Genomic DNA, 13286 nt, shown 5'->3' with positions numbered 1-13286 from the left:
CGTCCATAAGCGGCTATTCTACAGCGAGCAACGAGCACCATGAGCGTCTCGGGTTAGGCAAAGGAATCCAGTACATTAAAAATCATTAAACGGGAGACGGGCACATGCACAATTTTATGAGCGCACTCGCGCGTAAATCTTTGGCAATACTTGCTACTGGCGGGTTGTTGCTGTTGTTAATCGCGCCATCTTGTGTTCTCGCCGGCAGCCCATTTTATTTAACCGCCGAACGCAGTTTCACCAACACCGAAGCCCCCAATATCCGCCTCGATTACACCCTCACCGACCAACCCATGCTGATCCGGGTGCTAAAAGCCAATAACCTGGAAAGCTTTCTGGATGGCCAGTTCAACGTCAGCCGCAGTTACGAGCAACCGGTCAGCGAGCTGAATCCTGGCCACTATTTCGCGAAGGGTCTGAACAATGCGCAATCGCCGTTGAAGTTGTTGCGCGGCATGCTAGATGTCGAGTTTCGCAAGTCTTTGAAAGAAACCAATTTCAGCGGCTCGGTGCTCACCGTCACAGAAAAGCCGCTGGTGTCGGTGCCGCAGCAGGTTTTAGTCGCGCCGCCCAAAGGGTTTACGGTGGTGAAAGAGAGCTATCTGGATTTGCTGCGCAACGGTCAGCAAACTCACGATCTGGGCTGGTGGTTTAACGAAGATACGTGGAGCGAGCATCGCTACAAGGTTAGACAAGTGGCGCTCGACCCATTGCCGGACGGGATTTATTTGCTGCAAGCGGTGCAAGGCAAGAACGAAGCGCAATGTCTGATCCAGGTCAGCAGCCTGGCGGTGCAGGTCAAGCAATCCAGCGAGCAACTGCTGGTGCGGGCCATGAACCGCGATTTACAACCGCTGGCTGGCGCCAAAGTCAGTTACCGCGATGGCCGTGGCCGCTGGCAAACCTTGCCGGCCAGCACCAACGCCGCCGGCGAACTGAGCTTTAACAGTCCGGATGGGGTGTTGGACGGCAAATTGTTGGTGCGAGTGGATGCGCCGGCTGCCAAGCCTGGCGAAGCGGCGCGCACCGCGCTGACGGCTACCGATTTTCTGCCGACGCAAGCCAAGGACGACGCGGTATTCGTGATGACCGACCGGCCTATCTTCAAGCCCGGCGAGACTTTTTATTACAAAGGCATCGTGCGCAATTTACAGGATGGACAGTTGCGGATTCCGGCGTTTCAATCCAAACAAACCGATGTGTCGCTGATTCGCGCCGACGGCAATGCTACCGGCTTGCAAGGCCAAACTCAGCTTACCGATTTCGGTTCGTTTTCCGGCAGTTTCGATCTCGATCCCAGCCAGACGCCGGGCTTGTATCGCTTGTTGGCAGAGATCGACCACAAAGCCTACGGTGGCGAGTTTCGGGTGCGCGATTACATCAAGCCCACGTTTTACCTGGAATGGCTGGACCGCAGCCCGATCGTGCAGGCCGGTCAGCCGTTTAAATTAAAATTCCGCGCCAAACGCTACAGCGGAGGCGTGCCGCAGAACGTCAAATTCGAAGTGTTTCTGTACCGGAAAAAGTTCGAAGCCCCACAATTTGTCACCGAAGCCGGCGCGGGTTTAGCCGCCGGCAATGACTATTTCGGCCAGGTCAAATCCGCCGCACCATTGACTCAACCGCAACGGTTGTACAGCTCTATCGAAGAGCGCCAGGCCGTCGATGCCAGCAACCCTTGGGAAACCGCCGCCAAGCTGGATGAAAGTGGCGACGGCAGTTTCGAGTTTACCGTGCCGGCCGCCGACCAGGAAAAGCCGGATCAGGAATGGATTTATTCTTTAATGGTGCGAGCTCAGGACGCGGCCGGCGGCAATGCGATTTTGACCGACAGCATCTACGCCACCTTATCCGAAGCGCAACCGGCTGTGCGCTTTAACAAAACCGTGGCGGCGGTTGGCGATCAGGATTTGCAATTGCTGTTGCAATCCAGCTATGCCGACGGCAAACCGGCCGCCAAAGCCGGCGGCGTGATCGATGTGATGCTGGAACAACCCGGCAGCGACAAACGCAGCCTGGTGAAACTGGATTTCGCGACCGACGAGCGCGGTCAGCAAAAGCTCACCATCCCGGCCTTGAAAGAATTTGGCCGGCTCACCGCTGTGGCGCGCTTGGAAAGTCTGGATGGCCGTAACTTGAACCATCCGGCCAGTTCCCAACCCAGCACCTTAATCGTCGCCGGCAGCGGCGGTGAAGCGGTAGCCGATAATCCGGAACTGGAGCTGTACACGCCGACCACCATCCTCAGCCCCGGCGAGCAAGCCAGGGTGTTTGCCTTATTGCCCAAGGCCTGGGGCAATAATGAGAGCGGCGCGATTTGGGAAACCGTGGCCGGCGCGCGTTTGTTCGACAGCCGCAGCGCGTCAGCCCAAGGCCGCAGCCGCTGGTTTGAAGTGACCGCCAAACCCGAATACGGCACCGGTTTTTACCACACCGTGACCGTGCCGGTGGCCGGCGGCAAGTATAAGGAACAAACCCTGGGCTTTAGAATCGTGCCGTGGGAAAAGCGATTGCAGATTGCTATCGAACCGGAAAAAGCCGAAACCGAGCCGCTGAAACCCATCAAAATCAAGCTGCAAGTCAAACGCGCCGATGGCAGCCCGGCAGCGAATACCGAAATCGCGGTGTCCATCGTTGACCGTGCCGTGTATGCGGTGCAAGCCGAATTCCGTCCCGGCATTTTCGACTTTTTTTATCCGCTGCAACGCAGCAATTTAGCGACTTTCTATTCCGACGATCTGCAAGGCTACGGCTACGCAGACTTGCTGCGCAAACCCAATTTCTCGCTCAGCGCGTTGAAGAGCCAAAGCAAATTGGCGAAAAAAGCCATGCGCGATACCGCCGGCTGGTTTCCGCATGTGGTCACCGACGCGAAAGGCAATGCCACTATCGACGTCGATATGCCGGCCAATGTCACCGAATGGCTGGTCACGGCGGTCGCCAGCGATAAGGAGGGCCGCATCGGCGAAACCACCGGCCAGTTCCGCAGCGTCACCGATGTAGCGGTGGACATGGTCGGCCCGCAATTTTTGCGGCAGGGCGACGAGGTGGACGTGGCAGTCAAATTGACCAATCACTTGGCCCAGCCAGTGAAATTGACCGGTAGCATCAGCTTGCCGGACACCTTGCCGTTGCAAAGCGGCGAAACCGCACCCCAAGCCGAATTGGCTGCGAAAGCTGAGCAACTGTGGCCGTTACGTTTAAGCGCCAACAATCGGCAAGGTGCGCCGGCACTGAAGGTGGAGTTGACTGCGCCGGCTGGGGTGCGGGTAGGCGGTGCCGAAGAGTTCGAAATTCCGTTAAAAGCCGCCGCGCTGCCGCAGGTTTATAGCAGCGTTCAGCAGGACAAGCTGCTGCGCGTCGATTTGCCCGCGCAATTCCAGCCTCGGCAAGTAACGGTACGGGTCAATTCCGGTCTGCTCGGGGCCGCCCTCCAAGCGGCCTCCATGCTGGTGCAATATCCTTACGGTTGCACCGAGCAGTTGGCGCACAGCACCGTGCCGAATCTGGTGTTGCTGGATTTGATCGAGCGCGCCGGCCTTAAACCCGAGCAATTGGGGCCGCTGAAAAACACCTTGCAACGCGCCAAGCAGAACGCGGCCTCGGGTGTGCGTAAACTGATTCAAAATCAAAAAGCCGATGGCGGTTTTGCTTTGTGGCCCAGCGATAGCGAAGCCACGGTGCCGGTGACCTTGATTGCCCTGCAAGCCTTGAAATACGCCAACGACTTGCAAGTAGAAGGCGTGAATAACGCCTATTTCAAAGGCATGGATTGGCTGAACAATCACGCCGAGAGCAACGCCGCGGCGGATAGTTTCGTGTTGAGCGGCTTCGCGACGGTTGGTTATGCTTACAACGCACCGTGGCAGCAGCAGGCTGATTTTGTCGAAAAACTGCTTGCCAATGTCCATGCCGAGGCGAGTGATCTGATAGCCGCGCTTCGTATCGTCAAGGCTTACGAAAATCAAAACTGGCATAGCTTTAACCAGCAATTCAAAGACCGGCCACAGCTGAAAACTGATTTGATAAAGCGCTTGCAACTGGCACTGGACGCGCTTGATCCAGCGAACTATCAGCAACAGCGCGGCGAGTTGTATAACAGCTTGGGCTTTGGGTTTGGTATGCCCAGCCTGATTTCGGCAGGTTTGGGCGCGTTAAACGATGCGCAGGCCTTGCCGCCGGCATTGGAAGCCAAACTGAAACGCTGGCTGTTGCAAACCCAGCAAAACGGCTACTGGCAATCGACTTACGATACCGCGCAGGTGATCTTCAACAGCCGCGAATTGTTATCTAAGGAAGCAGCGGCAGCGGCCAAGCAGAACGCCCGCAGCATTTCGGTCAGCAGCAAAGACGGTTTTGCGCTGGGCGCATTGCAACGCATCCCCGGCGGTTATCTGGGCAGCTTCAACCGCTTTGGCGATAGCCCGGATCTTAGCGAAATTCATCTGGCTGAGCTCAATGCCGACGAAATCGCCAACACCACAGTCGCTGTTGAAGTGCCGTATCAAGCCGTCGCCGCTCGTGCCGCCGGTCTGGAGGTGCAACGCAGCTTCCGCCGCATCACCGCGAAGGGCAGCGAGTTGATCAACATGAGCCAAGCCTTGACACCCGGCGATGTGGTGGTCAGCGAGGTGCGCGTTAAACGAAGCGCCGGTGCCGGTCGGCCAGCGCCCGGTAGCGAGTATGTGGTCATCGAAGACGGTATCCCCAGTTTGGCGGAAGGCCAGGAAAACGATGAAACCTTTTTGGCCGACGCCAAAATCCAGCCTAAGGATGACAGCTACTGGGCCAACATCAAGGAAACCCAACGCTACCCGGACCGCATCGTCCGTGTTGCCAAATTGCAAGCTGGCGGCGAACTGACCTTATATCAAGTTTGGCGCGTCGCCAGAGCCGGCAACGCCGCGATTCCGCCGGCGACTGGTTTTGATATGTATAACGAGGCGGTGCAGGGGAATAGTTTGGCGGGAAGGGTGGGTGTTAAATAATGCGGGTGCCGTTAGGCGATCCGCCTTTCGCATTTAGGGTTGGTAGGATGGGTAGAGGCGGAAGCCGAAACCCATCTGGTTTGTTGTGGTGTTATTTGAAGGGTTTCGCTGTCGCTCAACCCATCCTATGCGCTGCTTGGCTTCGGTATTATTCTCAAATAAAAAATAACCATGGATACAGATTCTAAAAAAATACAATTTAAAAATGTCATATCAGAAACGTTGTTTCTTTCATTAATTCCCATAATATCCTATGCGATAGCGGCAGCATATGAAGTTGGATACAATACATATTTCAATATACCGCTCGAGTTAATATCAGTATCTGCATTTAATATTTTCAGCTCGATAGTCGCATCTTTGTCTTTTTTAATTATTTTTATTGGAATTTTTCAAGGGCTATTTTTAATGTTTGGCAAGATTGATGTTGCCAAACATCCGGTAGAAGAGATCGTGTTTTTTAGGCTTATCCCAATGTATTTTTTGCTACTAATATCCTTGATTTCTTTCGGATTTAAGCAATGGAAAGATGTTGTTCCAATTATCTTTATTTGTCTTATTGATACTTTAGTGTATCTAATTCTGCCGGTGTTTCGAAAAGACAAGAGCATTAGCTACGTCGAGCAGATAAAGCATGAAAATGAACAAGAGAAGCAAAAGTTTAAAGGTAGCTCAAATATCGTTCAGAACATATTAAATTCTTATGGGATCAAATACCATAACATCGGAATACTAGTGTTTTTAGTCTATACACTGATCCTTTCAGCTTATGGGTTTGGCAAAAGAACAGCAATTGAGCAGGATTCTTTTTTTGTCAGCAAAACTAATCCAAATATTGCCTACTTAAGGTTCTATAATGACAAAATAATTAGTGCAGTGTACTCAGTTGATGACAATACGATAACTTCATTGATGGTCGAATCCTCTCCGCCGGATAACGGTATTCAAATAATAAAACGAAAAATTGGGGTATTGAAACCACTTGATCCAATCCGATAAGCCACTATATCGATATAATCGTGATGCAACCAATGCATTATCAACCGATGAATAAAGCCTAGCGGCGATAAATCAAGCAAAGTCTCCGCAAAACCCCTAAGATCAAGCCATCCCTGCTGACTTGTTCAATAACCCCATGAAAAATCATCACAAATTGCTACTGAGTTTAGTGCTGGGTGCTTGCGCCGGTTTGATCTGTCATGGCTATGCCGACAGAGAGGCATTGCAGATTTTCAACCGCTACTTGATGGAGCCCATCGGCCAAATCTTTTTGCGGCTGATTTTCATGATCGTGGTGCCGATGGTGATGAGCGGTTTGATGCTCGGTGTGTATCAACTCAGTAATCATCATGGTTTGGCGCGGGTGGCCCAGCGTACTTTGTTTTTTACCCTATTGGCCAGTTCGGCGTCGGTGGCGGTGGGGGTTTCACTGGTCAATCTGGCGCAGCCTGGGGTGGGGCTGGATATTTCGCAGATGTTGGGCGATAACGGCGGCGTGAATAAAATCCAGCAAAACGTCGCCCAAGCGAAGCCGGTGGTGCAATCCTTGTTAGAGATCATCCCGAAAAATCCGTTCGCCAGCGCTACCCAGGCTCTGGAAGGCGAGATGCTGTCGTTGATGTTTTTCTCGTTGGCCTTTGGTGCGGCACTGGCGGCGACTAATGGCGACAAGCCCTCGCGCTGGGTCGGCTTATTGGAAGAAACCTATGCAGCCTGTCTGCTGGTCGTCGATACTGCGATGAAGCTGGCGCCGATTGCGGTATTTGCGCTGGTGTTTCAATCGACCTTCAAATTCGGGCATCACATTTTGTTTTCCTTGGGGTTTTACGTACTGGTGGTGGTGAGCGGGCTGCTGCTACAGCAAATGGTGGTCTACAGCATGCTGCTGCGCTTTTTCACCCGGATCAAGCCGCTGAGTTTTTTTCGGCAATGCCGGGATGTCTATCTCTACGCCTTCGCCACCGCCTCTTCCAACGCCACCTTGCCGCGCTCGCTGGAACTAGCGGAACAGGATTTAAAGCTGCGGCCGGAAGTGGCGCGCTTTGTGTTGACGATAGGCTCCACCGCCAATCAGAACGGCACGGCATTGTTCGAAGGCATCACCGTGTTATTTCTGGCGCAGGTCTACGGCGTGGATTTGTCGCTGGGGCAGCAGGTACAGGTGGTGTTGATGTCTATCCTGGCCGGCATCGGCACCGCTGGCGTGCCGGGCGGCTCGTTGCCATTGATCATGATTTTGACGCAACAAGTCGGGATTCCGCCCGAAGGCATGGGCTTGATTTTGGGCGTGGATCGTTTCCTGGATATGTGCCGCACCACTTTAAATGTTAGCGGCGATTTGGTGATTGCAGCCTTGGTCGACCAACCCGAACAGCAGCGAACCTAACAAAATAACTATGTCATATCGCGCATAATATCAGTCATATGCCTTAGTTTTTAGCCCCAATTCAACGACCCCGGCTACCCGAGCACCCCATATTGCCGGCATTTCGCCTCTATGGCATGTGGCTTGCTGAAAAAAGGGTTCTTGCATGAATTCGATTTGGCATGACTCAACCACACAACACCGCCACCAGTCAGGAATTGGCCGATTTTTTTCACGCCAGCCACCCGCAACTGCAAAAATATCTGTATTGGCAGGTCCGCTCGCGGGAAGTGGCCGAGGAACTGGCGCAGGAAACCTATCTACGGTTTTTGAAACAAGAGCCACGACACATTCTGGATCTGAATGCCTTCATGTTTACCATCGCCGCCAATCTGGCGCGTGACCATCTGCGCGGTATCAAACGCGAGCAACATCGCGAGATGGTGCCGCTGGATACCGACATCGCCGACTCGAAACCCCACACGGAAGACATCGTCGCCAGGCAATATCTGGGAGAACAATTGCAACAAGCCATCGCCAGCTTGCCGGACAGAACCAGGGAAATTTTTCTGTTATACCGCGCCGACGAACTGAGCTACAAACAGATCGCCGCGCGACTGGATATTTCCGAGCGCACCGTCGAATATCATCTGCGCCAAGCGCTGCTGCTGTGCCGAAGTTTTTTGACCAATACTTGAGCGCTGTATAAACAGCACTCGGCGCAGCCGCCCCACATTCAAGCATCCCATGCTAACGATATACCTGGTCGAACCGGCTCGGGCTTTGCTTTACAATCGCGCTCAACCGAGCTTTTAGCCGCTGACTACCCGGAGTCCCGCCATTAACCCGATTGCATCCTCTTCCGACAGCATCTTTACCGAAGCCAATGCCTGGTTTTTTCGGCTGCGCGCGGACGATGTCGATGCTGCTGAGCGAGAGCGGTTTGCCGGGTGGCTGGCCGCCAGCCCCTTGCATGCCGAGGCCTGGGACACGGTGCAAGCGTTGTTCGCGGATTTGGAAGCCCCCGCCAAGGCCGTTCGCCGGCAAGCCGAAGCACCCTTAACCGCCAACTCGGCAACCACCACCAAGCATCCTCGAGGCCGGCGAACCGCTGGCGTAGCGGCCGCCGTGGCGGCTTGTGTGGGCTTGATCGCCGTGCTCCTGCAACCGGCACTCGTGCAAAACCTGCAAAGCGATTATCACACCGCCACCGGCGAACAGCGCCTAGTGACGTTGACCGACGGCTCCCGGATGCTGTTGAATACCGACAGCGCGGTCGGCATCGAAATGACCCCCGCTCAACGCCGGGTTACGCTGCTGCGCGGTGAAGCGTTTTTCGAAGTGGCACACGCGCCGCAACGGCCTTTTTGGGTGGTGGCCGGCGACGCCCGCGCCCGAGTCACCGGCACCGCGTTCAGCGTCGGCCGCCGTTCGGAAGATGTTGCGGTCACTGTCGCCGAGGGCCGGGTGGAAACCAGCACCGAAAGCCATCCCGACCAGATCACGCCCTTGACGCCCGGCGAGTCGGCGCATTATCGAGGCGCCCGGCTCTCCGCCAAGCAAACGGCCGACATACCGCGCGAATTGGCCTGGCGCCAAGGGCAAATGGTCTTCGTGCAAGCGCCGCTGGCCGAGGTGGTGGCGCAAATCAATCGTTATCGCCCTGGCCGTTTGATCATCACAGACCGGCAGTTGGAGAATCGGCCGATCACGGCGGTGTTTAATATCGGCAAGTTGGACGATGCGGTATCCGCACTGGAACAAACCTTTGGGATTCGGGCCCGGCGCATTGCCGATTATTGGGTGTTGCTGGGATAAAAAGTTCTGCCGTAGGCGCAGAATCACGCACATCTACAATAAGTGCCGATCAACGGAGGTTTTCCTGTCTATCGCAGATAATTTCGATCATGCCTATCCGCCTTGAATAATTTTTTCAGTTCTCCCCAGGGATTTTTCACAAGCTATCGTCCTTGATGGTTAATGGGCCGAATTGCCCAGCAACCCTGACGACGATTTATCTTGCGGAGATATAAATGCCTGATCAACGACCTATCGCCACCCGCTTGCCACGGCGCAAGTCCAAAACACCTGCGCGGCTGCCCGGCGGCCTGTTGCTACTTTCGCTGGCGGCATCCCATGCCGCGCACGCTGTAGAACCGGCCTCGACAGCCCAGGCAGAACAAACGGCCGACTACCGGATTCGCTCGCAGACTCTGGACAAGGCCTTGGTGGAGTTTTCGCTGAAATCCGGCATTCAAGTGGTGGCCGACGGTAAATTGACCACCGGTGTTATCTCTCCTGGCGTATCCGGCCAATATGCGCCGGAGCAGGCTTTACGGAAATTGCTGGCGGGTACGGGCGTGGCGGTGCAATCCAGCCGCAACGGCACGGTGACTTTGGAAAAAGCCGCCGCATCCGAGCCGCAGTCTGGTGCCAATACCTTGCCGACGGTGACGGTGGCAGGTACGGCTGCGTATGATCTCACCGATCCTTATAGCCGCGACTACAATCGTCCCATCGCCAGTACCGCGACCAAAACCGATACCCCCATCATTGAAACGCCGATGTCGATCCAAGTGATCCCGCGCGCGGTGCTGGACGATCAACAAGCGATTTCGGTCGGCGATGCGTTGAAAAACGTCAGCGGCGTGCAATCGGGGGGCTATAGTTTTTACGACAATGCTACGATCCGCGGCTTCGATGCCGGGCAAAGTACTTATCGTAACGGGCTGCGCCAACCTTATATTACCCATCTGGAAACGGCCAATCTGGATCGGGTGGAGGTCCTGAAAGGGCCGGCATCGATCTTATTCGGCCGCATCGAGCCCGGCGGCTTGGTCAACCTGGCTCCCAAGCGTCCGCTCGACACGCCTTATTATTCCGTACAACAACAATTCGGCTCTTACGACCTCTACCGCACCACGGTCGATGCGACGGGACCGCTATTGGCGGATAAATCGCTGTTGTACCGGATGAATATCGCATACAAAGACAACGATACCTTTCGCGATTTCGCGCATCAGGAGCATGTATTCGTAGCACCTTCGTTAAGTTGGCGTCCTAACGACCGTTTCGAAACCAATCTCGACATCGAATATCAGCACGATACCTGGGTGGAAGACGGCAGCGATAGCGGCATACCGGCTATCGGCAATCGTCCGGCCAATCTTCCGATCAATCGCTATCTGGGCGATGCGGTGTTCAATCGCCAAAACCCGAATACTCAGGATAAGGTGCTGTTGGGTTTCGATTGGTCGTATCAGTTCAACCAAGACTGGAAACTGAAAAACCGCTTCCAATACATCGACGCGCAATACCATCAATCGATACTCTGGGCGGATAGCCTGGCGGATGACAATCAAACGCTTTCTCGCGGCTTGTGGCATACCCCCATACACCGGATGACTTACAGTACCAATCTGGATTTGACCGGCAAGTTCGACACCGGATTTGCACACCATGACGTACTGGTCGGCTTCGATTTAAATCGTTTTAACAGTCAGGACGGCGGCGGATTTTCGGGCTATGCCGATACTTATACGGACCTGGACATCAATATCAACAACCCGGCGTACGGCGTCGATCTGTCGGCGCTGGCCGGCGCGAAGAACTTTTACTATAAATCCCAAGATAACTGGTACGGCGTCTATTTTCAGGACCAAATTACGCTGTGGGACAAACTGCATATTCTGGGCGGCGGCCGCCACGACTGGGCGGAAAATGGTAGCGGCGAATCGTCGAATTCGCATGCCGCAATCTCGATGAAAAATACCCGTAGCGAATTTTTCAGCCCTCGCGTCGGCATTCTCTATCAACCTTGGCAGTGGCTGGCGCTATACGGCAATTACGTCGAATCGATCGGCAGCAATAACGGTGGGCTTTCCGCCTCCGGCCAACCATTCGGACCGCAGACTGCGACACAATTCGAAGGCGGCATCAAAACCGAGTTTTTCGATGGCCGGCTGAGTTCGACGTTGGCGTATTACCATATAACCAAACAAAATTCGCTGGCCACCGACCCGAATAACCCCCTATACAGCGTTGCCGTCGGCGAAGCCCGCAGCCGCGGCGTGGAGCTCGACATAACCGGCAGGGTGACCGAGAACTTAAGTTTGATAGGCACCTATGCCTATACCGATACCAAAGTCACCAAGGACAGCGGCACGGTCTACGATGCCGACTTCAATCCCATAGGCACCAATGCCGGCAATACCGGCCACCAACTTGCATCGGTGCCGCGTCATTCCGGAAGCCTCTGGGCAAAATACGATATCGACGGTGGATTTTTGCGAGGTTTGAACTTTGGCACGGGCGTTTATGTTCGCGGTCAGCGGCAAGGCGACAACGCCAACAGCTTTCAATTGCCCGGTTATGCGCGTTGGGATGCCAGCATTAGTTACAGTTTCAAACACGGTGGCACCAAAATCACCCCGCAACTCAATGTCTACAACTTACTCGACAAAACCTATTACGACCATTCCAGCAATCGGCTGAATATTCGCCCCGGCGAACCGTTGACGTTTTTAGGTTCGGTGCGGGTGGAGTTTTGATTCCAAACGCAATAGCGGATCGGGGCTTCCAACTCCGATCCTAAGGTTTCTTTGACTAGGCCGGTGGGAATTTCGCTGACTCATACGTCTTATCCGATGATGGCCGGTACTTTGCCGGCTTGACTTGGAAATCCTGGAGCCGTTATGAAAATTCGTCCCTTTTGGGTATTGGTGCACCGTTATGCCGGTCTGGCGATGACGGTGTTTTTGATCATCGTCGGCCTCACCGGCAGTCTGTTGGCGTTTTATAGCGAACTGGAGCATTTGATCAGTCCGCAGCTATCGGCGCCAGCATCGTCTTTACCGCGCTTGAGCCCGTCGTTGCTAAAAGCCAAGGCCGAACTGTTGGTTCCGCAGGGCAGTATCAATTCGATCTGGCTGGAACACGATGCCGCGCATCTCGATGTGGCGCCGCGTATCGATCCGGCTAGCGGTAAGCCTTACGAACTTGGCTTTACGCAACTGATTCTGAATCCCTACACCGGCGAAGAACTGGGCCGCCGCACTTGGGGCGCGATTTCCGAAGGCTGGATCAACCTGATGCCCTTCGTCTACAAGTTGCATTATGCGCTGGCGCTGGAAGAAATCGGTGGCTGGATCTTGGGCATTACCGCCTTAGTGTGGACGCTGGATTGTTTTGTGGGGTTTTATCTAACCCTGCCGGTAAGCAAAAAATCCAAAGTTGCTGCGCTGCGCGGCGAACAACGTTCGTTCTGGCGGCGCTGGGCGCCGGCCTGGCTCATCAAGTGGCACGGTTCAGGTTTTCGGGTAAATTTCGATCTGCATCGGGCCGGCGGATTGTGGCTATGGGCCATGTTATTGGTGTTTGCCTGGTCCAGTGTGTATATGAATCTATCCGATACGGTTTACGCGCCGGTCACCCGTGCGGTATTCACCGATTATCACGAACCGTGGATCGATTTTCCCGATCTGGACAAACCGCTTGAGCAACCGCCTGTCGCTTGGACAGATGCTTACCGCATCGCCGTTGATTTGATGGATCAGGCAGCCCGCCAACAAGGGTTTACTATCGAATCTCAGCAAGGCTTCCGTTACAATCCAGCCAAGGGCTTTTATGTGTATAACGTACGCAGTAGCGCGGACGTCGAGGAAAAGCACGGCAGTACCCGAATGGTCATTGATGCCAGCTCCGGCGCTCAGAAACTGCTGATACTGCCCACCGGCCAATATGCCGGCAATACCGTCACCAGCTGGCTGGCGGCCTTGCACATGGGCGATGTGTTTGGCATGCCGTATCGGATTTTCGTCTGCGTGCTGGGTTTGGCGATAGTGATGTTATCGGTGACCGGTGTCGTGATCTGGCTGAAAAAGCGTAGGGCGAGACTGCACAAAGCGGTTTTGCGGGAAGGATCTTAAAAGGTC

Annotated in this window: 7 protein-coding genes; all 7 read left to right on the top strand. The window is 54.5% G+C overall.

Annotation, left to right across the window (positions count from 1 at the left end):
* Positions 1 to 104: 104 nt before the first annotated feature.
* On the top strand, positions 105 to 4988 hold the full coding sequence (locus tag G006_RS0113820; RefSeq protein WP_020483791.1) for an MG2 domain-containing protein: 4884 nt from the start codon (positions 105 to 107) through the stop codon (positions 4986 to 4988).
* Between the two features lie 171 nt (positions 4989 to 5159).
* Positions 5160 to 5987 (top strand): hypothetical protein, encoded by an 828-nt coding sequence (locus G006_RS0113815; protein ID WP_020483790.1) that lies wholly within the window; start codon positions 5160 to 5162, stop codon positions 5985 to 5987.
* A 136-nt stretch (positions 5988 to 6123) separates the two neighbouring features.
* Complete coding sequence (locus G006_RS0113810; RefSeq protein WP_020483789.1) at positions 6124 to 7374, top strand: dicarboxylate/amino acid:cation symporter; 1251 nt, start codon at positions 6124 to 6126, stop codon at positions 7372 to 7374.
* 161 nt (positions 7375 to 7535) lie between these two features.
* Entirely contained in the window at positions 7536 to 8051 is a 516-nt protein-coding gene (locus G006_RS0113805; RefSeq protein ID WP_020483788.1) for an RNA polymerase sigma factor, read from the top strand.
* Positions 8052 to 8172: 121 nt separating this feature from the next.
* Entirely contained in the window at positions 8173 to 9171 is a 999-nt protein-coding gene (locus G006_RS0113795; protein ID WP_327036690.1) for a FecR family protein, read from the top strand.
* Between the two features lie 215 nt (positions 9172 to 9386).
* Positions 9387 to 11903, top strand: coding sequence for a TonB-dependent siderophore receptor (locus tag G006_RS0113790; protein ID WP_020483785.1), 2517 nt, complete (start codon positions 9387 to 9389; stop codon positions 11901 to 11903).
* 144 nt (positions 11904 to 12047) lie between these two features.
* On the top strand, positions 12048 to 13280 hold the full coding sequence (locus G006_RS0113785) for a PepSY-associated TM helix domain-containing protein (RefSeq protein WP_020483784.1): 1233 nt from the start codon (positions 12048 to 12050) through the stop codon (positions 13278 to 13280).
* Positions 13281 to 13286 lie beyond the last annotated feature (6 nt).

Source organism: Methylomonas sp. MK1, assembly GCF_000365425.1.
Classification (GTDB): Bacteria; Pseudomonadota; Gammaproteobacteria; order Methylococcales; family Methylomonadaceae; genus Methylomonas.
This window is presented reverse-complemented; position numbering and strand designations above follow the sequence as displayed.